Raw genomic sequence first — 23,209 nt, 5'->3', positions numbered from 1 at the left:
TAGACTTCTCTCAAAAACGGAAAATTCCTTTAAAAAACAATGGCTGTTTTGGGATTAAGTGCCTGTTTACAGAAAGACCGGGCTGCGGCTATGATAGGGCTGTGATGGAAGGAGAAAAATCTGTAAGGGGGTTGTCAGGGAGGATGTTTTTGAAGAAGGGGCTGGGACTGTTCTTGTCTCTTGCCCTGTTGACAGTTTTTATTTTGCCGGGCTGCCGGGGTTGGCAGGTGACGCCGCGGCAGCACCTCAATTATGACCTTTTTTCGGAGCCGGCCAGTCTTGACCCGGCGCTGGTTTCCGACAGTGCAGGCAGGCAGCTGGTTAATGCCGTCTTTGAGGGACTGGTTCGTATCAGGCCCGATGGTCTTTATGAAAAGGCTATGGCCACGGGCTGGATACAGGAAAATGGGACCAGGTACGTTTTTACGATCCGGCAGGCACAATGGTCAAACGGCGAGATGGTAACAGCCCGTGACTTCGAATATGCGTGGAAGCGTGTTTTGGACCCCAAGACCAAAAGCCCGTATGCCTTTTTGCTTTATGAAATTAAAAATGCGGAAGGGTACAACCGTTCCGAAGACAGCGATTACCGGGGAGAGAAAAAGGGAGCCGGAGAAGTGGGCATCAGGGCCCTCGATGACAGAAGGTTGGAAGTAGAACTGGGCCAGCCCAATCCTGTCTTTTACAAGAAGTTGATTCATCCCGTCTTTTTCCCTGTTCCCACCGGGCTGAAAAACCAGGATGTGGAATTGTTCAGGGATAAAAAAGTTGTTGGCAACGGGCCTTTTCTCATCAGCAAGTATGAAGCAGGCAAAAAATATGAGCTGATAAAGAATGATAAATACTGGGACAGGGAAAACGTCAGCCTGCAGAGCATGACATGGTTTACGGGGACTGCTGGCGTTAAAGACCGCTGGCAGGCGTTCCAAAAAGGGCAGTATGATTTAACGCTCAATGTGCCTCAGGATGAAATCGCCAGGGGACTGAAAGAAGGTTATATGCTCACCAGCCCTGTTTTTGCCAGTTTTTACTGCCAGTTAAACACAAGCAAAGGGCCGCTCAAGGACATCAGAACCCGCCAAGCCCTGTCCTATGCCCTTAACCGGGTAGAGATGGTAGATACGGTATTGCAGGGAGGGCAAAAGCCGGCCCGTGGTATCGTTCCCCCCGGGATGACAACAGGCCAGCCTGGGAGCGATTTCCGGGCGGAAGGAGGCGTTCTGGTTCCCGATAATGACCTTAACGAGGCCAAAAGGCTTCTCGCCGAAGCGGGTTTCCCTGAAGGCAAGGGCTTTCCGGAGCTGGAAATGCTGGTGGAGGACGAGGGGAGCCATCTTTACCTGGCGGCTTATCTCAAGTCGGAATGGAAAAAACAACTGGGGATTGAGGTTAAAATTATACCGCTTCAATGGGAGCAAAGAACCCTGAGAGCATGGGCCAGGCAGTACGACCTGATTCTGACCGGTTGGCCCGCCGATTATGCCGATGCGGCGGCGTTCCTGGAAAAGTACGTTTTTCGCAGCGGCAATAATGACACAGGCTGGACCAGCCGGGAATTCGACGAGCAGATGAAAATGGCGGCCGGCAGCGAGGAAAAAGAACGCCTGGTTTATTTGCACCGTGCGGAAGATATTCTAATGGCCGGCCTGCCGGTTTTACCGCTTTATGATTTTACCAGGGCTTATGCCGTCAAGCCGAAAGTCAAAGGGCTCTGTCTTCCCCCTGCTGGTCCGGAGGCAGATTTCAAATGGGTCTCCGTTTCGGCATGAGGACTATCATAGGCAATCAACTTCATGGTATAATTGGAATGCAAATCCAGTTCTGTGATTCCGCAGGTTGCGCAGGATAAATAAGGGGGAGTGACAGGATGCCGGAAAAGCAGTTTGTGGTGTTCAAGCTGGGTACCGAGGAATATGCTGTACCCATCTTTGAAGTTAGAGAGATTATTCGCTATGGCGAGGTGAAAAAACTACCGGATGTTCCCGACTATATGGAGGGCATTATCAATTTGCGCGGGAATGTTGTACCGGTTGTCAACCTATCCAGCAAGTTCGGGCTAACCACTTGCGAAGGGGTTGAGCCGAAAGTGATCGTTTCGGAGATCGGCGACAGCCGTGTGGGGATTATTGTGGACGAGGTTACGGAAGTCCTGCGGCTTTCCGATGACCAGATCGAACCGCCGCCGTTCATCAACATGGGTCACGATTATATAAAAGGCATAGGGAAGGTGGATGACCGCCTGCTGGTATTGCTCAGTTTAAGGAGTCTCTTTACCGAGGAAGAACTGCATGGTTTCAAAGAGATAAGTTAAAAAAAGAAAAAATGAATAAGTTTTTTCTCTTTGGGTTAAGTTATAGATGCGGGTGCGTAACGGTTGAGCCCAGGCTCATGCGGGCTCCAAAGGGGGTTTGCATGGGCCGGCCAAAGGTTGCCTGCAGGTCGCAAAAAATGTTCTGTTGGACATTGCGTCTTTTAATGACGCAGCTTCCTTTTACGACTGTAAAAGTGTAGTAGACGGCCTGTATGCAGCCGGAGGGCAGATCCTGTATGGCGGGGAAAGTTCGTGCCGCAGTCGAATTGAATTTTTCTTTTTGATTGCGGCACGAGCCCAACCTGTCATACAGGGTCGAGCTAAGATCATCCAGGGTGCCGAGTGCCGGCGAAGGCACCTGATGATCTTGCGCAGTCGGGAGATTGCGCAGGGTTGTCCAGGTATCCTGTATGGTCGAACGACCGATTGGTATGGGCGGTGAAATGCCTGATCATGGTCGAAAGATCATGATTGGGTATGAAGCTGTCCATACCAGTCCAAGGCAGATCGTTGCGCGCTCGCTTTATAAGTTTAAAAATACCCTGCCGCAGGCAGGGTATAATTGTAAGGTGCGCAATATTATGCTGGGTAAAAAGTTCTGAAATTTATCATGGACTGTATTATTGACGCTTGACAGCAGGAGGGATAACGGGAACAATGTTTGCTTTTATTTGTAATCATATTTCCGTATCCCCCTCCTGCCGGCTCGGTCCGTAATGGATGGAAACGTCTCTGACGGCAGGTATCCGGGATATGATTTCGTTTTTGGCATCAACTGACACGTGGTGCGCCTCTTCAACGGTAAGAGCTGGGTTAACGCGGAATTTCAAATCGCAGATGATACCCCCGCCCGAACTGCGGGTCCTTATGGATTCAACTTCCCTGATCTCCGGGATTGATTGCAGGATAGCGTTAATGGTCTCATCCGTTTCTTGACCGGCGGATGCGTCCATCAACTGGTCCAGAGACTCTTTAACCAGGTTCCACCCGGCTTTGATGATAAAAAGGGAGACGACGGCGGCTGCGGCAGGGTCCAGGACGGGGCAGCCGAAGCGGGCTCCAATAATGCCCAGGCTGACCGCTGCGCAAGCGAAAGCGTCAGCCCTCTGGTGCCACGCATCTGAAATGATTGCCGGGCTGTTTATTCTTTGGCCAATAAAGAGACGGTAGCGAAAAAGGGCTTCGTTGTACACCACCGTAAAAAGAGCGACATAGAGGGTCAAAAGGGAGGGGACGCTTTCCGAGCCGGTGATGACACCCCTTATACCCGTGTAAGCAAGTTGGACCCCGGTTAGAATTAATACCGCGGAAACAATTCCCGCCACAATGGATTCGGCTTTGCCGTGGCCGAAAGGATGCCTGCTGTCGGCGGGACGGCTGGAAATTTTTAACCCTATTAGAACCCCGATAGAAGAAAACAGGTCCACCAAAGAGTGAACAGCTTCGGCAATGAGTCCCTGGCTTTTGCCGCCGATGCCGGCAGCCAGTTTTATCACTGTAAGAAGCAAATTCCCCCCTACACCTAACCATGCCCCGGTAATACCGAGGGTTTCCTTATCAGTTTCCATCATGATTAACAGCTCCCTGGTCCCGGCAAAATACATAAAAACAAAAGGCCATAACTACGCTGGTAGTTATGGTCCCACAGTTTCCTGCTGCCTATGCCCGGCTGCTTGCCCGCGCCGGATCGGTGCGGGCAACGCCTGTTCCATAAAAAGTAATTTACTTTCGTTCATTTTAACAAATATCTTTTTGAATTTCAACGTTCGTTCGGGTGAAAAGGCGATTTATTTTCAGCAAGGACATGAAGTTGTGTAGGAACCGAGGTTTTTCAGCAGGGCCGTTTTAGCAGGCAGGTTTTCTAAAACTTGCTGCAGGCCGGGATGGTGGCTGCCGGCCTCACAGTCAATAAAGAAGATGTATTTTCCCAGCTGGCTTTTGGCTGGCCGTGATTCAATCCTGGTCAGGTTGATGTTCATTTTGGCAAAATCACCCAGTATTTCATATAAGCTGCCCGGACGGTCTTCCGCCAGGGTCAGGACCAGGGTGGTTTTGCAGGTGTTATTGCTTGGGCAGGGTTCTTTTCCCACTAGCAGGAAACGGGTCTGGTTGTGGGGATAATCACCGATGTTGCGGATTAAACAAGGTACGCCGTAGCGGGTATGACTGTCCCAGGAAGCAATGGCAGCTGTTCCTTCCGCGCCGGGGGAGAGAAGGCGGACGGCTTCCGCTGTACTCGAAGTCTCAACCAGCGCGGCATGCGCCAGTTCTTTCTCCAAAAAGCGGCGGCACTGGGCCAGGGCCTGAGGATGGGACATCACGGTGCGGATCTCAGCGAGGGAAGAGGTGTAGGAGAAGAGATGATGTGTGATGTCAATAACTATTTCCTGTTGAATATACAGGGAAAGCTCGTGGGCGAGCATATCGAGCGTGATATTAACTGAGCCTTCGATGGAATTCTCGGCGGGAACCACGCCGAAGTCCGCTTCTCCTTTGTCCACGGCTGAGAGTATATGGGCGATGGTTGGATAGGGTTTCGGCAGGGCGCCCGTTTTTGAGCACTTTAAAGCTGCCTGGTGCGAGAATGTTCCTTCTGGTCCGAGATAAGCGAGGGTTTTTGCCATTTCAGATCACCTTTTCAATCAAGATTTGGGAAGGGTCTTAAGGCGAGGGTATGTTCAAATTCCTGCCTACAGCGCGGGCGACGGGAACAAGACCCGCCATGAGCTGCTGGAGCTTCTCCGGGTTCAGTGACTGGGGCCCGTCACAAAGAGCTTCGCTGGGGTTGGGGTGAACCTCGATCAGCAGGCCGTCAGCCCCGCCGGCAACAGCAGCCCGGGCCATAGGCTGGACCCAGCGCCATTTTCCTGTTCCGTGGCTGGGGTCAACAACTACCGGAAGGTGGGTAAGGTGTTTGAGAACCGGTACGGCTGAAAGGTCAAGCGTAAAACGGGTGTAAGTCTCAAAGGTGCGGATACCCCTTTCGCATAAGATTACCTGGTGGTTGCCAGCCGCCAGAATGTATTCGGCAGCCAGGACCCATTCTTCAATGGTGGCTGAGAGACCGCGCTTCAGCAAGACGGGTTTACCGAAAGACGCCACCTGGCGCAGCAGCGAAAAATTCTGCATGTTGCGCGCGCCTATCTGGAGAATATCGGCATATTGAGCCACCAGGCCGGCGCTTTCGGTATCCATTACTTCGGTAACAATGGGCAGCCCTGTCTTCTCCCTGGCCTGGGCCAGGTATTCAAGGCCTTTTTTCTCCAAACCCTGGAAAGAGTATGGCGAGGACCGCGGTTTGTAAGCGCCGCCCCTCAGGATTTGAGCGCCCGCTTCTTTCACCACCCGGGCGCAGTCCAGCAGTTGCTCCGCGCTTTCCACGGCACAGGGACCGGCCATTACGGTGATTTCCGGGCCGCCGATGGTTGTTTCACCGACCCGCACGACGGTGTCTTCGGGCTTGAATTTACGGCTGGCCAGTTTGAAAGAGTCTTGAATGACGGCTTTTTCCATGCTCATTCCTCCCGGAAAGTGTTAGAATAAATAAAGTCCACAGCCTTCCCCGTAAAGGGACGGAGGCTGTGGACTCCGCGGTACCACCCTTTTTGGCTTGATCGCCCGCTCGAAACAGGCACCTCTTTCCCCGCATGGATTAGACAAAAAGCCTTTCGTCCTAGGGACGAAAGGCTTTTCTTTCGCGGTACCACCCTGGTTGGCAGATGACGGCATCCTTTTGCCGCCATAAACCCTCTTGGCGTAAAGGTACGGGGAAAATCCGATACCCCTTCTTTTTAACGGTAGAAGTTTCCGGCGCAGACTACCCGCCTTGCGGCGCTCACCCTTGCAGTTTGGAAGGGAACTTCACCTGAAGAAAGCCTGAGGGCGCTTCCAGTCGCGACACCCTCTCCCTGAAGGTTTGCTTCAGCCTACTTTCCTCCCGCATCACTTTTATTGTTATTTATTGGATTTGCTAAATATTATACTAACATAATTGGGCTGTTGTCAAGGGGTACAAAAAAATCTTATGGTATTTGCTTCAGGCAAATGGTATATTGGGGTAAAGATTACCTGCCGGAGGTTGTCATGATTAGAAAAGAGCGCCTGTTGGATGAGTTTCTCAAAATGGTAAGGATAGCAAGCCCCAGCCGGCAGGAAGCACGCTTTGCTTTGTTCCTCAAGAACAGGATGGAAGAGATGGGGCTGGAAGTATTAGTCGACGACCGGGCGGGTGTAAGCGCCGGCTGCGATACGGGAAACCTGGTGGCACGACTGAAAGGAAACAGGGAAGGAGTTGAACCGGTTCTTTTCGGCGCCCACATGGATACGGTTTCACCCGGTGAAAATATTGAGCCTATAATCAGGGAGGGGACGGTTTTCAGCAGCGGCGACACCATTCTCGGCGCCGATGACAAGTCAGGCATTGCCGCTGTCCTGGAAGCCATCCGCCATATTAAAGAAGAGGGTATTCCTCACGGCGACATCGAACTGCTTTTTACTGTGGGCGAAGAGACTGGTCTTTTAGGGGCACGCTATTTGACCCGTGACCTGCTGCAGGCCCGGAGAGGATATGTTCTCGACAGCGGGGGAAAGCCAGGGACAATAATCAACCAGGGACCGGCACAGGACAAGATCAGGGCAGTTATCCACGGCAAAGCCGCGCATGCGGGAGTCAACCCGGAAGAAGGCGTCAGCGCTGTCCAGGCTGCGGCCAGGGCTGTAGACAGGATGGTCCTTTTGCGCATTGACCAGGAGACAACGGCCAATATAGGGGTGATTTCGGGAGGCAGGGCTACAAATATTGTCTGCGACAGGGTGGAAATTGAAGGAGAAGCCAGGAGTCTTTCTGTCATCAAGCTGGAGCGGCAGACCAGGCACATGGTGGACTGCCTGCAGGAAGCCTGCCTTCATTTCGGCGCGCGGTTGGAAGTCGAAACGGAGAGGATGTACCCCGCCTTTCACATAAAAGAAGAAGACCCGCTCATCCAGCTCGCCAAAAGAGCCGGGAAAAGAACGGGTTTGGAAACCAGGGTGGTCTTTTCAGGTGGGGGAAGCGACATTAATTTCTTTAACGAGCGCGGGCTCAAGACAGTTAACCTGGCCACGGGGATGAACAGGGTGCATACCACTGAAGAAGAGATCAGTATAAAAGACCTGGTAGACACAGCGCGGTTTGTGGCAGTGATAATCGAAGAGGCGGCTGCCCTTCCGGATTGATAGTATTATTCACGCCTTAAACCTTTCCACCGCTTTTTTCAGGCTGTCCGCGAGGCCGGAGAGATGAGACGCGGAAGCAACGACTTCTTCCATAGCGGCGGCCTGCTCCTGGGCGGTAGCGGATACTCTTTCCGTGTGGGCGGCGATGCTTTCATATGTTTCCACTGAAGAGGCGAGCAGCTTTTCAACTTCGCTGCTGCCCCTGTAAATCTCTTCAGCCGCGTCGCCCAGCCTTTTTACCGCCTCGTTAATGCTCTTTACCGAGTTGCTGATCTCGAGGAAGGCTCTGCCGCTGGTTTCGATGGTCTGGGTGCCTTTGTTTACTTCCTCGGCTCCTTTGTGCATGGAGGCCATGGAAGCTTTGATGCCGTCCTGTATGGTCAGTATCAGCTCGGCAATTTGCTGCGCCGAACGCTCCGATTCCTCGGCCAGTTTCCGCACTTCTTCCGCTACCACGGCGAATCCCCTGCCCTGTTCACCGGCCCTGGCCGCTTCGATGGCGGCGTTGAGAGCGAGCAGGTTTGTTTGCTGGGCGATGGAGCTGATTATATCGACGATTTCGCTTATTTTCTGTGAGGAGCTTTCCAGGGCGGTGACCTTTTCGCCCATGTCATAGGTCGAGTTCTTGATAACATCCATTTGAGCGATGGCCGTTTCCACGTCTTTTTGCCCCTCGTCAGCCAGCGCGCTGGCCTGGTCCGTATCGTTCTTGGCCTGGTTGTAGCTTTCTCTAATATGGTTTATCGTATTCAGCATGCTTTCCACGGCGGCCGCCATTTGGCGGGTCCGTTCCATGTGCTCCTGGCTTGTTTTGGTCAGTTCCTCCATGGATACAGCCACCTGGCTGGCGCCCTGGCCTGTTTCTTCGGCGGTCGTGCTAAGCTCGTTGCTTGCCTCGGCTACTCCCAGAGCTATTTCGTTGGTGCTCACGATCAGTTCGCGGAGGTTTGATAACGCTGCGCCGAACGAGGTCATGAGACGGCCTATTTCCGTTTTGTTTTCAGCGGTTTTGATTTGTGACCGCAAGTCTCCCTGTTCCAAAAGCTGCGCCGCGCCTGTCAGCCTGTTCAAGGGCCTGATGATGGAAAGATAGATGATGATGGCGAAAGCAAGGGTCAGGACGATACTGACCAGCAGTATCCAGAGAAATGAATTCAAAGATTGATTATAAACTTGCCAGCTTGCTTCATAGGTTTCCTGGCTCCTGTTTTTTTGATACTCCCGCAGCATGGAAAAAGAGGTTGAAACCCTGGACTGCTTGATGATCAGGTCGTTGAGGGAAGTCGAGACGTCGTTTCCCAGCTCATTTTCAGCCATCATGCTTTCACGGAAGGCGTTGTATTCTTTAAAATCTCTTTCCAGCGCTTGAACATTTATTTTTTGAATTTCGTCCAGGTCACACTGTTTATATTCTTCCAATTTTGCTTTCAAGTTTTCGTTTTGCTTGTTTATCAGGGTCTTAAGGGCTTCTTTCTGGCTTTCATCCTTGCTCAGGAAAAAAAACAGCGTGCTTTGCGAAGACTCCTTCAACAGCGAGTCAGCCTCGTTTAGCTTGATTATGCCAAGGACCGACTGCTCATACAAATACTGTGCCGAACCAATAACCTTTTTCAGGTGCTGGATCCCCATAAAGCCTACTGTTCCAATGGCTATATAGAAGATCAGGATGAGCCATACCAGCTTGGTCCTCAGCTTCATTCTTAACATAACAGGGCCCCCTTCTTAAAAACGCTTTTTCTTTTATTATTTGACATAATTATGCATAATCCTCCTGTATTTAGAAATACAATTTTGTTTTGGATACAAGCATAAACAAAGGTCTTGAGCAAAAATATTAACAATGATGATGAAAGAAAGGAGAGAAACTCATGGAGAACCTCACGTATGACGATATATTCGGCAGGCTGGTGAAATCAGCCTTCGAGGGGAACATGGAAGGGGAAATCGCCAGGATTAACTCTGCGGGTGAAGGATATCTCAATGATTATATAAAATACGCCTCCGGGCAGGGAGAAGAAGACAAGGTCGTCTTTAAGGTCAGGGACTGTGAAACCGGGCGCGGATGCGGGGAAGATCGCTGCCAGGCGGCATGTCTCTTTAATGCCATCAGCAGGGACGAAGAAGGGAAGGTGGTCATAAAAAAGGATTATTGCTCAAGCTGCGGGGAATGCATTAAGGTTTGCGATTACGGCTGCCTGGTGGATAAAAAAGAGTTTGTGCCCCTCATCCGGATTCTCCAGGAGCGCACGGTTCCGGTTTATGCCATAGTGGCGCCGGCCTTTGCCGGGCAGTTCGGTCCTGATGTAACGCCGGGAAAGCTCAGGGCAGCCTTGAAAAGGCTGGGCTTCTACGGGATGGTCGAAGTGGCGCTTTTTGCCGACATGCTGACCTTGAAAGAGGCGCTGGAGTTTGATATAAATGTTCGTAAGGAGGGCGATTTTGTTCTGACCAGCTGCTGCTGTCCCATGTGGGTGGCCATGATCAGGAAGGTTTACAAGCAGCTGGTTCCCCATATCTCCCCGTCCGTTTCTCCTATGGTCGCCTGCGGGCGCGGGGTGAAAAAAATCCACCCGGAAGCCAGGGTGGTCTTCATCGGGCCGTGCGTAGCCAAAAAAGCCGAAGCCAAGGAAGAGGACGTCAAGGACGCCGTCGACGCCGTGCTCACTTTTAAGGAACTGCAGCAGATTTTTGAGGCCGTGGGGATAAACCCGGCCGAGCTGGAAGACGAACCCAGCGAGCACTCTTCAGAAGCCGGCAGGATTTATGCCCGCACGGGCGGCGTCAGCCAGGCGGTGGCGGCAACGCTGCAAAGGATTAGGCCCCAAAGAAAGATCCGGCTGAAAGCGGTCCAGGCCGACGGGGTGCGGGAATGTAAACGAATGCTTGAGGAGGCCCTCGATCATAAAGGAGACGCCAATTTTTACGAGGGGATGGGCTGTGCCGGCGGGTGCGTGGGCGGTCCCCAGGCGGTTATCGACCCAAAGCTGGGAACTGAACAGGTCAACAGGTACGGTTCCCAGGCGGCAAACCGGACGCCGGCGGATAATCCCTATGTCCTTGAACTGCTGAAAACACTGGGGTACAAAGAAATAGACGAACTCCTGGAAGGAGAGAAGGCCAACATGTTTATCAGGAATTTTGACAGGTAGCCGGGTTACTAAAATACGGTTATTGCGCAAAGGAACGGGGTGCTGCAGTGAAGCGTATTATCAGGAGTGGCCTGCATATATTATTTCTTCTTTCCATTTTTTTCTGTATTATTTCTTGCAGCAGCTGCAGCAGGGGAAGCGATTAAAATGTGCTATGATAGACCATGAAACTTGTTCAAAAAGGGCGTGAGCCTGTGGAAACGCTTATTCTGGCCAAAAGGATCGGCAAATACTACCGGATGGGAGAAGTTACCGTAAAGGCCCTTCGGGAGGTCGACTTTGAACTGTATGAAGGCGAGTTTGTGGTTATCCTGGGTCCCAGCGGTTCGGGAAAGAGCACCCTCTTGAACCTGATCGGGGGGATGGACACGGTAAGCGATGGAGAGCTGTATTACGGGAGCACTCCTTTGCACCTGGCCGATTCCAAGACGCTGACAGCTTACCGCCGCAGCACGGTAGGCTTTGTTTTCCAGTTTTACAACCTCATACCCAGCCTGACCGCTTATGAAAATGTGAGCCTTTCCGCCGAGATCGCCCAGCAGCCGTTTCCGGCCGGGGAAATGCTGGAGAGGGTGGGGCTGGCCGACCGGCTCGCCCATTTTCCTTCGCAGCTTTCGGGCGGCGAGCAGCAGAGGGTCGCCCTGGCCAGGGCAATGGTGAAGAATCCAAGGATGCTGTTGTGCGATGAACCGACCGGCGCGCTGGATTATAACACCAGCATCCAGGTGCTCCGGCTGTTGAAAGAATTTTGCGAAGCCTTTGAAAAAACGGTTGTTGTCATAACCCATAACACCGCCATTGCCAGGATCGCCGACCGCGTGTTTTATCTCAAGGACGGAAGGCTGGCCCGCATCGAAACAAACGAGAATCCCCTCCCGCCGGAGAAGGTGACGTGGTAATGCTCTGGAGGAAAGTGCTGCGCGACTTGAAAGACAACAAGGGGTCATATATAGCCTGCGCCACGGTCATGGTCATCGGGCTTTTGTTTTTCACTTCTTTCTCCATGGTATTGGAAAACATGGACTTGGCACAGAAAAATTTCTATTATTACTACAATTTTGCCGATGGTTTTGCCGAGGTGGCAGCCATGCCGCATGGTGAAATTGAAAAACTGCGTTCCATCGAGGGGATAAAAGAAATCCAGGGGAGACTGATCAAGGACGTCAGGGTGGTGTTTCCGGGGAGGGAAGACAACGTTTACCTCCGCCTGGTTTCAGTTGATCCCGGAGCTGTCAATCCCCTCAACGGGGTGAGACTGGAAATGGGCATCCCGCTGGAGGAGCGGGAGATGAACATCTGGATTGACAACAAGTTTTACCAGGCCAACGGGCTGGAACTGAACAGTGAAATCGAGATCATTGCCGAAGGGAAAAAAAGAAGCCTGAGAATAGCGGGAGCCGGGGTCAGCCCTGAGTTTATCTATGCCATGAGGTCTTCGGGCGACCTTTTTCCGAGGCCTGAAGAATTCGGGATTGCCTACCTGCCATATAAAACGATGGAAACCTTTTTCCAGGAAAAGGGAAGCGTCAACAGCCTCATTTTTAAGCTTATGCCTGGTGCGGATTACCAGGGCGTGGAAGACAGGTTGAAAGCAGAACTCAAGGCTTACGGGTTAAAAAGCATTTACCCGCGCAAGGACCAGGCCAGCCACGTCATACTTTCCGAAGAGCTTGAACAGCTGGGGAACATGGGCCGGTCCATCCCTTTGATATTTTTGAGCGTGGCCAGCATTATCCTCTATATTATGCTCAGGCGGATGATCGAAAACCAGCGCGTCCAGATTGGCGTCCTGAAGGCCATGGGGTATACAGACAGGGAAGTAATGTTTCATTACCTCTCGTATGCCCTGGTGGTGGGCGCGGCGGGAGGGATCGCCGGCGGGCTGCTGGGCGCCGCGCTTTCGCGCCCGTATACCGACATGTACCGGTTGTACTTCAATATTCCCGGGCTGGAAAGCAGGTTCTCGCTTGCCGCGGTATTTTTAAGCCTGGCGCTAAGCCTGACCTTTTCAGCCATAGCGGGATACCGGGGGTGCCGGGCCGTACTTGCCCTGGAACCGGCTGAAGCCATGAGGCCGCGTTCGCCGCTCCCGGGTAAAAGCGTGCTGCTGGAGAGGGTTTCGTTTTTTTGGAAGGCGCTCAATGTGCAGGGCAAGATGGCTGTACGCAACCTGGCCCGGAACAAGAGCCGCAGCTTTTTCATTGTTATAGGGATAACGTTTACGTTTGCGCTTCTTTCCATGTCCTGGTCGATGTGGGAACTGTCCGAGGAAATGCTCTTTGACCAGTTTGAAAAGATTGAGACGTACGATGTGAAAATCAACCTGTCGCAACCCCTGAAAAGGAGCCTGGTCGAGCGGGAGCTGTCCGGCTTTCCGGGAGTCAAAAGCGTGGAAAGCAAGGCGGAAATACCCGTTACCTTGAGAAATAAATGGAATAAAAAGGATGTTGTTTTGCTGGGGCTTCCCGCCGGCAGCAAAATGCACCGGGTCCTTGACGCCGATTCTCAACCGGTGCAGCTGCCTCACCGCGGGGTAGTGATTTCAGAACGCCTGGCGCAGCTCCTTGAGGCCGAGGTAGGCACGGAGCTGACCCTGGAAAGCCTGATGCTGAAAGATCCGGATTCCTCTAAAAAAGTTGAGGTGGCCGGGGTTATCCCCCAGTACCTGGGCCTCAACGCCTATATGGAAATAGAAGCGCTTCAATCACTGCTGGGACAAGGCGAGATAGTCACTACCGCCATGCTGAAAATAGATGAGCGTGACCTGCCGCTATTACACCAGGAGTACAGGAATTCAGCGGTGATCAGCGGGATAGAAGACCGGGCCAAAATGCTCAGGCAGCTGCGGGAACTGATGGGGTCATATTCGGCGACCATTTATATAATGCTGCTCATCGGCATGGTGGTGGGTTTTGCCATTATCTATAACACTTCCGTTATTTCCGTATCGGAACGCAGCCGCGAACTGGCCTCCATGATGGTGCTTGGTATGACGCCCTCCGAAGTGCTGTCCGTTATTACCTTTGAGCAGTGGTTTCTCTCCGCATTCGGCATGCTGGGCGGTATCCCGCTGACCAAACTGATGCTTGTCGGGCTCGCCCGTTCAATCAGCAACGATGTTTACAGCATGCCCACCGCTCTTGGAATGATGTCAGTTGCTGTCGCTGTTCTTTTTACGGTTCTTTCCATCTGGATCGGCCAGCGGGCGGCGGCCGGAAAAATAAGGTCGCTGCACCTGGCTGATGTTCTGAAGGCGGCAGAATAACAAGGAAAGAGGGGTAGCTTTTATGAAAAAGAAATGGAAAGTGATCGCGGCACTGGCCCTGGTTGCGGTCATTACTGCAACCGTCGTCCTCCAGCATTTCCGTGGACTCCAGGCAAATCTTCTGGCAGTCGAACCCCGTTCCATTGCCCGGACCTTTAAAGAAGAGGGGATTGTTATCGCCAGCGAGGAGCATCCGGTATACGCGGTCTACGGGGGAAAAATCGTCGATCTTCCGGTAGAGGAAGGCAGCACGGTGCAAAAAGGACAGCTTCTTTTGACGTTTGACACCAGCGAACTGGTTTTTCAGGTGGAACAGCTCCGGGGACAGTTGAAAAGTGTGATTGCCCAGCAGGAGTTGGAGAAAAGCAAGGTGTCTGTTGACAAGTTGAAAGAACTGTATGAAGCGGGGGCCATCAGCAAAAAGGAGTATGAAGACGCTTTGAACACCGTGAATTCTCAGTATTATCCCGGGCAGATCGAGTCCCTGCTTGCCCAGATAAATCTGCTGGAGTACCGGATCAAAGAAAGCTTTGTTTATGCGCCTGCCGACGGCATCGTGGCTCAGCTTGACGCAAAAGCGGGCATGGTCATTGGCGCCGGCCAGCAGGTAATGACGCTTTTTCAAAAAGACAGCTACCTTATTGAGACCTTTGTGCTGACGAAAGACGCATCCGCGATTGGGCCGGGGTTGAAGGTCAGTTTGATCCAGAACAATGATGATCAAAAGGTCGTTTTTACGGGTACGGTAGAGAAAATAGCGCCGGCAGCCGTTGAGAAGGTTTCCGCCCTGGGGCTCATTGAGCAGCGCATCAAGGTCACGGTAAGACCGGACCCACCCCCAGAGGTCACCCTGAAGCCCGGTTATTTGCTGGACGTCGAGTTTACGACCAGCCGGCAGGAGAACCGCCTGGTTGTGCCCAAAACCGCGCTGTTCCCATATAAAGATGGTGATGCGGTCTGGGTGGTGCGCGGCGGCAAAGCAAGAATTCAGCCCGTGAAAAAGGGATTCGAAAACGACAGGGAAACGGTCATCGAGGAGGGACTGGTTCAAGGAGACATGGTTGTCCTCAACCCGCAGCTGGAAGGGATTAAAGAAGGAAAAAGGATAATAAAAAAATGAGGCGGGTAATACCCACCTGGTTCTGTTTACCTGGTTTTACCCATGAAGAATAGGGCCAGCGTACCCGGACCGGAGTGAGAACCAATAACAGGGCCGATCTGGTTGATGATGATCTCCCTGCAGGCGAATTTTTCGCGCAGGATGTTTTCCAAAAAATTGACGTCTTCGATGCAGTCGCCGTGGCTGATGGCAATCACCTGTTCTTCCGGATTCACTATTCTCTCTTCAAGCATGTCGGCCAGCACGCGCAGGGACTTTTTCCGGCCCTGGACTTTTGTTACCGGCGTTAACTTGCCCTCGTCGTCGACTTTGAGAACGGGCTTGATGTTCAGGATGCTGCCCACTGCGGCCGCGGTTCCGGATATCCTGCCGCCCCGTTTCAAATGTTCAAGCGAATCAACGGTAAACCAGTGGTTGACCTTCAATTTGTTTTCTTCGACCCAGGCGACGATTTCATCTTTGACCGCGCCTTTTTTCAGCAGCTCATGAGCGTAATAAACCAGCAGGCCCTGGCCGAGCGAAGCGGACTTACTGTCTATGACGGTGATGTCGGCCTGTTTGTACTCGTCGAGGATGGTTTTTCTGGCTATCTGGGCGCTCTGCAGGCTGCCGCTCAAACCGGAGGAGAAACCAATATAAATGACGGCCGCGCCTTCTTTTGCATACTCCCGGAACTTGTCAACATAAGCCTGAACATTTACCTGGGAGGTGCTGGGCATTTCCCCGGCGCGGATAGCCTCATAAAATTCGTGGTAATCCAGGGTTTTTCCGAAGTCGTCGACGAAATCCTTTCCCTTAAAATGACAGGTCAGGCTTATAAACGGTATATTGTTTTCTTCAATGTAGCCCAACGGCAGGTCGCTGGAAGAGTCGGTCATGATCACCGTTTGCATTCTCCATTTCCCCTTTCGCAAGCACTTGTACAAGGGTTTCCATGATTTTATGTTACCAGTAATGCCGGTCCTTGTCCATCAGGTTTTCCCCGGGGCGCCAGAATGAGCCCCGGTCTTTTTATGGAGTTCTTTTTTCGACATTTTTCGTTTGTTAACATGAAAAAAGTCTGTTATAATATTTATATTGTAAAATGAAGTCATTTCTGGTGGTTTTTATCTAGAGTTTTATAGCAAAAATGTCGAAATTAATCAATTGCTGTCGTAATAAGTCACGGGCGTGCCAGCCGTTTTTTAGCAATAATTTAATGAATTGAATAACCAAAATGAAATATATTTTTACAGGTGAGTAAATGAATGGTAAAATTAAAGTGATGCTAACTACAGAGGGAACTTATCCTTTTCACCAGGGCGGCGTAAGCACGTGGTGCGATATCCTTGTGCATAAAATGAGCGGCGTGGAATATGTGATATACAGCATTATCATGAATCCTTATGTGACGAGGAAGTTCAACCTGCCTCTAGACTCAACACTGATCAAGGTCCCGTTGTGGGGAACGGAGGAGCCGAGCGAGCACCTGACCACTCCTTTTTCTCAAGTTTACTTAGCCAAGCGGCGCACGGACGAAAACGTTGTCCGCAGCCATTTCGCGCCTCTCTTCGTTTCATTGATCGAGGAAATAATCAGCCCGCAAAAGGATACAAAAAAGTTTGGGTTTATCCTTTCAGAATTGCATAAATATTTCCAGGAATATGACTACAAAATGAGTTTTAAATCCGAACTGATCTGGAACCTGTACAAGAAGATGATGCTTGCCTATACGGCCGGGTACGATAAAAAAATGGAAGAACCGAGCATTTTCGGCCTGATCCAGAGCCTGGGCTGGATTTATCGCTTTTTTAACATTATCAATACCCCTGTGCCCAGGGTAAATGTCACGCATTCGGCGGCCGCCGCTTTTTGCGGCCTCCCCTGCGTGTTGTCCAAAATACAGCACAGAACGCCTTTTCTCCTGACGGAGCACGGCGTGTATCTCCGGGAGCAGTACCTTTCTCTTTCCAAAAGGGGTTATCCCTCTTTTCTCAACACTTTTCTGGTAAGGCTGATAAATTCCATAACCCAGCTCAACTACGCCTATGCGGACCAGGTTTCGCCCGTTTGCCATTTCAATACCCGCTGGGAAAGGACCTTTGGGGTAAAACAGGAAACGATAAAAGTTATTTATAACGGCGTGGATAGCCGGGTATACTCTCCCGCCCCAACCTTGCGCAAGAACAAGTACCCCACGGTTGTGGTGGCAGCCAGGGTCGACCCGACCAAGGACCTGCTGACGATGATCAGGGCGGCCGGGGCGGTAAAGAAAAGCATCCCGGACGTGAGGTTCATCGTGTACGGGTCGGTCACCGTGCCCGAATACCTGGACGAATGCCTCGGTCTGGTAAATGAACTGGACTTGAGCGAAAACTTCATTTTCGCCGGCCATACCGACGATATGCCGGCCGCTTACCGCAGCGGCGACGTGATAGCCTTGTCCAGCATGTCCGAAGCGTTTCCCTATTCTATCGTGGAAGCCATGATGACGGGCAAGGCCATTGTGGCCACGGATGTGGGAGGAATCAAAGAGGCGCTTGGCGACGCGGGGATGCTGGTGAGGCCGCAGAACTGGGAACAGCTGGCCAGCTCGATCATCAGGCTGTTGGAAAATCCCCAGATGAGGCAAACCCTGGGTGATGAAGCCAGGCAGCGGGCCTTGAACTATTTTACGATCGAAAGGGTGCTGGAACTCTATTTAAACAGCTACCGGCAGCTGGCCAGGAGGCCCGAAGAGTTCAGGGCGGTTTCCAGCAGGGTCGCCAGGCAGAGGCTGCTGGCGGAGAAGGGTTACGCCTTGCTGGCGTTTGGACACTGGAGCGAGGCCGTAGCCCAGTTCAGGCTTGCGGTAAAAGAAGCCCCGGATACCCCGGCGGTACCCGTGATCCTTGCCGAAATAGCCGGCGCATACAACAATATGGGTGAATTTGACAAGGCGTTTCACGAACTGGAGAAAGCGGAGACTCTTGTAAAACTCGCTGGAGGAAAGAGAACGGCATGAGGTGATTAAACGTGGAGAAAAAGTTTGCTCGTTCCTTTTTCGGTTATGATGAAGAAGAAGTCGAATACAGGATAAGAACGATGAACAAGGCTTACGAAGAAACCTTGAGGCAGTTGTCCGACAAATTATTCGAAACGACCAGCGAGATTGAAACATTGAAAGAAAGAATCCGCGCGATCGAGGAGGAAATCGCCCAAGAGAACTCGCTGAACGAAGAGATAAAGGGCATCCTGTTTTCAGCGCACATGAAAGCCACGGATAACGTGTACGGAGCCATAAAAACCGCGGAATCCATGAGTATTAAAGTAAGGGAACAGGTCTACGAGAAAGAGAAGGAAAGCGAAAGGATCAGGAAAACCCTGGAAAGATTGACCGAGGACATGGAATCCATAGCCCAGTGTTACAGCAAGGCATTGGAGGAGTATAAGAATGTCTAAAAAGGGCGGTATGACCGTTAGGTTCAGGGGACTAAGCGTCCGTGAAGTCGATGAATTCCTGGGCAAGCTTGAAAAAACGCAGGCCGAGGAAACTGCCGCGCTGGAAGAGCAGGTCCGGGCCAGCCGGGAAGAAAAGGAAAGGCTGTACCAGAGGCTTTTGGAACTGCAGGCCCAAAGAGCCCAAAAGGCGAAGCCCAGGGAATTTCTTGAACTGGCTCTTGTCAGGGCGCGGGAGGCCGTCGACCTTTTAAAGAAGAAGGCCGAGGAAGAAGCGGCAGAGGTTATAAAAGCGGCGCGGGAAAAGAACGAGGCGAACAGCAGCAAGGTTGACGGCATCGAGAGCGAAATAAAGGCGACCAGGGCTCACATCCAGTCGCTGCTGGAAGGTTTGGCGAGTATTTTTCAGGAACCCGAAAAGGCCGGCGATGTGGCTGAACAGTTTTCGAAAAAGATTATCAAATTCAAAAGCACAATCGAGAACAGGAAACCTGCCCAGGCGAAAGAAGACGAGCAGGCGGCGCTGTCACCACCACAGGCCGGCAAGGAACAGGGCCAGCAAATGAAAAAAATGCTTGATAACCTGGCCAGGGTGCTGAATGTCCCGGAGAACGAACAGGCATTGCTGCTCCCGGGTGCGGAAGAAAAAAAAGAAAGAAAGGTCGTGGGGTCTGGCTTCTGGGACAGTGTTTTCGACAGCCCCGGGGCGGACGGCGAGACGGCTTCGACAGCGGAAACGCTGCGCGCTCATCCGGCCGGTTATGCAGAAAACCGGGAAAAAACAGCGGATGTCGCGGATGAAGAAGACCTGCAGAAAGAGCCGGTAAAGGAGCTGGGTCAAGAACAGGTTGAAGAGGTGAAGAAGACGTCGCCGACCGCGAAGCAGGGACCGGCGGATACAGCGGATATGGCGGCTTCGACGGCGGGCAGCCGCGCGGTTGCCGCGGAAATAAACAGCATGCGGTACAAGTATATTGCCGGCAAGATTGCGGGGGAAGACCTGTTTGACGGCGGCGGTAAATTGATCATTGCCCGCGGGGAAAAGATAACCACCGAGGTGATAGGCAGGGCGGAAGCGGAGGGAAAGCTTCCCGAGCTGATTGTCAATATGGTTTTGCCGGGGATGGAAGAGTAGCTGATGGCGCTGGTCGGCAAAGAAGAGATAAGAGGCATTGACAGCGAGAAGCTTAATAACTTGCTGGATGTTGTTCTGGAGAGGCGTCTGCAGCCGGAGGACAAGTATGAGATCGCGGCGCTCCTTGAATCAAAGGGATGGACCGACGACCGGGCTGCCGAGGAATTCGGCGCGGAAAATGTTTTTGAACTGGCCGCTTATCTTTGGGACATCGGCCAGGAAAGATTCACCGCCGTACCCCTGCCGCCGGCTTCCAAGATGGGATTTTTTTCTTATATGGCCATGGTTTTGCGCAGCTTCCTGAGGGGTATGATCTTCGCCCTGCCCATGGCCATTTCCGTGCTGGCCATGCTCATCCTGCGGTTTTCGTTATGGTCTTACGAAAACCTGTCTTTGGAACTGGCCACGGCCATAGCCATCGGCACGATCATGAGTTTCATGGCCGTAGGGGGATTCACCCAGGCCATAGCCCGGCGCGGTTTTTTGTACATCAAACTTGGATACTACAACATGGCCCGCAGGATAACCTATTATTTCGTCAGGCTGGGTTATCTCGTTTGTTCGGCGATTTTCCTGGTGTTTCTCGTGTTCAACGCCTTTTTTGGCGTGTTCCCTTTTCGGATGGTTGTCGTTATCCTCCTCTACTTTATTTTTTTAAGCGCCATCTGGCTGTCCGTCACCGTCATGTATATCCTGCAGAGGGAGCTGGCTTTTACCGGCCTGCTGGCTGCGGGGATTTTTACGGTTTACATTTTCTTTGTCGTCTTGAAGTTCAATATCATTGTTTCCCAGATAATATCGCTTTGTCTTGTTTCAATTGCTGGCGTTATACTGGCAGTGTTTTTTTTCATAAGCGCCGAAAGGAAACTGGAAAAGGGGATCGCGCCTTCCTTGCCCCGCGCTTCGATCACCATTTATACGGTCCTGCCATATTTCATTTACGGTTTTCTTTACTTCACTTTCTTGTTCATGGACAGGATTATTGCCTGGTCGACAAGCAACGTCTACATGCCGTACCTGATCTGGTTTAGGGGTCCTTACGAAATGGGCCTTGACCTGGCGCTCATAACCCTGATCCTCCCGATGGGGTTTATTGAGGTCGTGGTGAATGAGTTCATGGCGAACCTGGAGACCCACCAAAAGAATTACAAGGCCTCACGCGCGGCCGCCCTGGGAATGAGATACCTCGGCATCTACCTGAGAAGAATTTACCTGGTGGTTTTATTTTCGGCTGCAACCGCCGCGGCGGTCTACCTGGCCGTCAGGTTTATCCACCTTAATCCGGTGCTGCCGCTGGAAGTGAACCTCTTGAGCAGCAAGATCACGCATTTTGTGTTTATTGCGGCGCTGGCCGGGTATACGGTGCTTTGCGCCGGCCTGATGAACGCCCTGATCCTTTTTTCCCTGTCCCAGCCGGAAATGGTCGGCCGTTCCATCTTATGGGGGCTGGTGGCGAACATCGTGGTGGGGTTTCCTTTAAGCCGCTGGTTTGACCATCATTTTGCCGTGCTGGGGCTGCTGTTTGGCGCCGCCGTCTTTTTGGCGACAACGTGCCGGGGGGTCGTAAAGGTGTTAAAAAACCTTGACTACTATTTATACGCAGCCTCTTAAGAGGTGAGGGGATTGTACTCGTCGTTTGCCAATCACTTCGTTCATGCTTCGCGCTACCTGATTGCCTTCTATGTGCTGTTCGTGCTGTTTCCCCGCGTTGTTTTACGCGAAGGACCGGGTACGCCGCTGGAACGGTTTTTTAGGAATTACATAATATCCGTGCTGTTTTTTGTCGTCCTGGGTTTTTTTCTGATCCTGCTCAAGATTTACGAGCTGCTGACCTTGTTTGCGGTGCTTGCCTTTATCTATTTGCGCTATTACCGGGAAAAACACAACATCAACAGCTGGGAAGACCTTTGGCCAAGGGCAATGGTCTGGGTTTACGATTTCGCCGACGGGCTTGTCCATCCCCGCAGGGTGCTGCGCGGGTGGCTGCAAAGGAAGAGCGGCGAATTAAAGGTCTTACTGTCTGAACGTTTCGGCAGCCGGCCGGCATTTTTGGACACCCTGCTTTTTTTGACCGTATTCGTATATTCCGCGCACCTGCGGTTCTATGACACGCTGCGGCATGCCGCGCCGGCCATGTCGGATTCTTACGTGGTGATTGCCTGGATAAAATACCTGGATGGGAAAATGCTCTTCCGGGACGGCATATACCCGCAGGGTTTTCACCTGTACCTGGATTTTTTGCACAAGTTTTCAGCGCTGGACCCGCTGTATATTGTCAATTACTCCGGTCCCCTGCACGGGATAATGATCACTTTAAGCATCTATTTCGCGGTGAGCCGCTGGACGGGAAGAAAAGCGCCGGGGATCCTGGCGGCCGTAATGTATGGAGTGCTGGGGCCATATTTGACAATCGGCTGGATGAGACAGGCAGCCGCCAACTCGCAGGAATACGCGTTTATATTTGTGATGCCGGCCTTTTATTTCCTTTCCCGTTACATAAAGCATGGTGACCGGGCTGACTTTTTTGCCGGTTCAGCGGCGGTTTTCATAGCAGGTCTGACGCATTCCTTGGCTTATGCCTTCATAGGCTTGGGTATTGGACTCCTGCTTTTTCTCGCTGCCGTTTCCGGTTTTCGTGAAAATATTAACAAGATATGGAAAACCTGCCTGGCAGGGACGGCAAGTATGGCGGTAGCCCTGCTGCCTGTCGGCATCGGCTTGCTGATGGGGAAGGGTTTCTACGAGTCCTCGGCCGAGTTTTTATTGGAAAAGGCCTATGTGGCAGCACTGCCCGAATTAATGCTCACCGATTATTTCGCCCTGGCCGGGGTGGCGATGCTTTTCGTTTACCAGTTAGTAAAATGGAAAAAGGGGAACGAACTGTTTTTTGCCAGGTTCATTATCCTGCTTGGCACAGCAACCTTTTTACTCTATTATTACGGCGGGCTGGTAAGCGGGAGCTTGGTCATATCCACGCGCGCCCGGGAGCTGTGGGGGCTGGTATCGCCGGTGTGCATGGGCGCGGGCTGGTTTGCCGCCGGCCAGCTGGCTGCGCCGCTAAGGCGCCGGGCGGTTGAATTGGTTCTATGCTTTTGTTTTCTTGGCTTTATTTTCTTTTCTATCCGTCCTCAACCCATTATCCCTTATAAAATGGAGTATGAAAGCGGCGTGGAGCAATACCTGCGCATCAGTTCAACGCTGCGCCGCACCGAGTGGATGATTGTGTCGCAGGAAGAGGGATACGCCCTGGTGTACAGCAGGGGTTATCATATGATGCTCGGCGACTTTCTAAAAACGTACGACCCGCGTGCTGAAAAGCTGGAAGGATGTCCACCCGATATTTTCATTTACCACGAGAAAAGGGTTTTCAGGGCAAACAGAGAAAAGTCCATCTATGACCAGCGGGAAAAGGAAAACCAGCAGTTGAAGGAGTGGCTGGCGATATACGAGAAAACACACGATAACCTGAGCCTGTTTTACGAGGATGAAAACCTTAAAATAGCGCGTATCCACCAGCCTGTCACCAGGGAGGAAACCTTCCAAAAGATCTGGGGCCAGGAACAGGGTTCAATCCGGAGCTAGCGGAGGGCGAGGCGGT

General features: G+C 52.0%; 19 protein-coding genes. 13 read left to right on the top strand and 6 right to left on the bottom strand.

Features of this window, described 5'->3' with window-relative positions:
- The first annotated feature begins 143 nt into the window (after positions 1-143).
- Together NUV48_01640 and NUV48_01635 are read left to right on the top strand one after the other, a co-directional pair.
- Entirely contained in the window at positions 144-1,769 is a 1,626-nt protein-coding gene (locus NUV48_01640; GenBank protein ID MCR4440840.1) for a peptide ABC transporter substrate-binding protein, read from the top strand.
- A 98-nt stretch (positions 1,770-1,867) separates the two neighbouring features.
- On the top strand, positions 1,868-2,311 hold the full coding sequence (locus tag NUV48_01635) for a chemotaxis protein CheW (GenBank protein ID MCR4440839.1): 444 nt from the start codon (positions 1,868-1,870) through the stop codon (positions 2,309-2,311).
- A gap of 40 nt (positions 2,312-2,351) precedes the next feature.
- On the opposite strand, the gene NUV48_01630 is transcribed toward NUV48_01635, so the two are convergent.
- Positions 2,352-2,669 (bottom strand): hypothetical protein, encoded by a 318-nt coding sequence (locus tag NUV48_01630; GenBank protein ID MCR4440838.1) that lies wholly within the window; start codon positions 2,667-2,669, stop codon positions 2,352-2,354.
- Positions 2,670-2,721: 52 nt separating this feature from the next.
- On the opposite strand from NUV48_01630, the gene NUV48_01625 reads away from it, so the two are divergent.
- Complete coding sequence (locus tag NUV48_01625; GenBank protein ID MCR4440837.1) at positions 2,722-2,913, top strand: hypothetical protein; 192 nt, start codon at positions 2,722-2,724, stop codon at positions 2,911-2,913.
- Positions 2,914-2,988: 75 nt separating this feature from the next.
- Here NUV48_01625 and NUV48_01620 read toward each other — a convergent pair whose 3' ends face one another.
- From NUV48_01620 to aroF, 3 genes are all read right to left on the bottom strand, one after another.
- On the bottom strand, positions 2,989-3,882 hold the full coding sequence (locus NUV48_01620) for a cation diffusion facilitator family transporter (protein MCR4440836.1): 894 nt from the start codon (positions 3,880-3,882) through the stop codon (positions 2,989-2,991).
- Between the two features lie 222 nt (positions 3,883-4,104).
- Complete coding sequence (gene pheA, locus NUV48_01615; protein MCR4440835.1) at positions 4,105-4,935, bottom strand: prephenate dehydratase; 831 nt, start codon at positions 4,933-4,935, stop codon at positions 4,105-4,107.
- Between the two features lie 37 nt (positions 4,936-4,972).
- On the bottom strand, positions 4,973-5,824 hold the full coding sequence (gene aroF / locus NUV48_01610) for a 3-deoxy-7-phosphoheptulonate synthase (protein ID MCR4440834.1): 852 nt from the start codon (positions 5,822-5,824) through the stop codon (positions 4,973-4,975).
- 570 nt (positions 5,825-6,394) lie between these two features.
- Between aroF and NUV48_01605 the strand changes: the two genes are divergently transcribed.
- A complete protein-coding gene (locus NUV48_01605; protein MCR4440833.1) occupies positions 6,395-7,525 on the top strand; it encodes a M20/M25/M40 family metallo-hydrolase in 1,131 nt (376 codons plus the stop codon).
- A 9-nt stretch (positions 7,526-7,534) separates the two neighbouring features.
- On the opposite strand, the gene NUV48_01600 is transcribed toward NUV48_01605, so the two are convergent.
- The gene (locus NUV48_01600) at positions 7,535-9,232 is read right to left on the bottom strand and encodes a methyl-accepting chemotaxis protein (protein ID MCR4440832.1); all 1,698 of its coding nucleotides are present in this window, start codon (positions 9,230-9,232) and stop codon (positions 7,535-7,537) included.
- Between the two features lie 161 nt (positions 9,233-9,393).
- Between NUV48_01600 and NUV48_01595 the strand changes: the two genes are divergently transcribed.
- The 4 genes from NUV48_01595 to NUV48_01580 all read left to right on the top strand — a co-directional run bounded on the left by NUV48_01595 (position 9,394) and on the right by NUV48_01580 (position 15,059).
- Positions 9,394-10,674, top strand: a complete 1,281-nt coding sequence (locus NUV48_01595; protein MCR4440831.1) for an iron hydrogenase — start codon at positions 9,394-9,396, stop codon at positions 10,672-10,674.
- A 239-nt stretch (positions 10,675-10,913) separates the two neighbouring features.
- Positions 10,914-11,573: an ABC transporter ATP-binding protein gene (locus NUV48_01590; GenBank protein ID MCR4440830.1), complete on the top strand. Its 660-nt coding sequence runs from the start codon at positions 10,914-10,916 to the stop codon at positions 11,571-11,573.
- A complete protein-coding gene (locus tag NUV48_01585) occupies positions 11,573-13,939 on the top strand; it encodes an ABC transporter permease (protein MCR4440829.1) in 2,367 nt (788 codons plus the stop codon). Before NUV48_01590 ends, NUV48_01585 begins: the two co-directional genes overlap by 1 nt.
- Positions 13,940-13,961: 22 nt before the next feature.
- Positions 13,962-15,059, top strand: coding sequence for an efflux RND transporter periplasmic adaptor subunit (locus NUV48_01580; GenBank protein MCR4440828.1), 1,098 nt, complete (start codon positions 13,962-13,964; stop codon positions 15,057-15,059).
- A 26-nt stretch (positions 15,060-15,085) separates the two neighbouring features.
- On the opposite strand, the gene NUV48_01575 is transcribed toward NUV48_01580, so the two are convergent.
- Positions 15,086-15,952: a DegV family protein gene (locus NUV48_01575; protein MCR4440827.1), complete on the bottom strand. Its 867-nt coding sequence runs from the start codon at positions 15,950-15,952 to the stop codon at positions 15,086-15,088.
- Positions 15,953-16,302: 350 nt separating this feature from the next.
- Between NUV48_01575 and pelF the strand changes: the two genes are divergently transcribed.
- From pelF to NUV48_01550, 5 genes are read left to right on the top strand one after another with little or no spacing between them, the layout of a single operon-like run.
- Positions 16,303-18,042: a GT4 family glycosyltransferase PelF gene (gene pelF, locus NUV48_01570; GenBank protein MCR4440826.1), complete on the top strand. Its 1,740-nt coding sequence runs from the start codon at positions 16,303-16,305 to the stop codon at positions 18,040-18,042.
- 11 nt (positions 18,043-18,053) lie between these two features.
- Entirely contained in the window at positions 18,054-18,479 is a 426-nt protein-coding gene (locus tag NUV48_01565; protein MCR4440825.1) for a DivIVA domain-containing protein, read from the top strand.
- A complete protein-coding gene (locus NUV48_01560; GenBank protein ID MCR4440824.1) occupies positions 18,472-19,611 on the top strand; it encodes a hypothetical protein in 1,140 nt (379 codons plus the stop codon). The genes NUV48_01565 and NUV48_01560 overlap by 8 nt, the downstream gene beginning before the upstream one ends.
- A gap of 3 nt (positions 19,612-19,614) precedes the next feature.
- Positions 19,615-21,222, top strand: coding sequence for a hypothetical protein (locus NUV48_01555; GenBank protein ID MCR4440823.1), 1,608 nt, complete (start codon positions 19,615-19,617; stop codon positions 21,220-21,222).
- A 12-nt stretch (positions 21,223-21,234) separates the two neighbouring features.
- The gene (locus NUV48_01550) at positions 21,235-23,193 is read left to right on the top strand and encodes a hypothetical protein (GenBank protein MCR4440822.1); all 1,959 of its coding nucleotides are present in this window, start codon (positions 21,235-21,237) and stop codon (positions 23,191-23,193) included.
- Positions 23,194-23,209 lie beyond the last annotated feature (16 nt).

Source organism: Peptococcaceae bacterium, from assembly GCA_024655825.1.
Lineage (GTDB): Bacteria > Bacillota > Peptococcia > DRI-13 > PHAD01 > JANLFJ01.
This window is presented reverse-complemented; position numbering and strand designations above follow the sequence as displayed.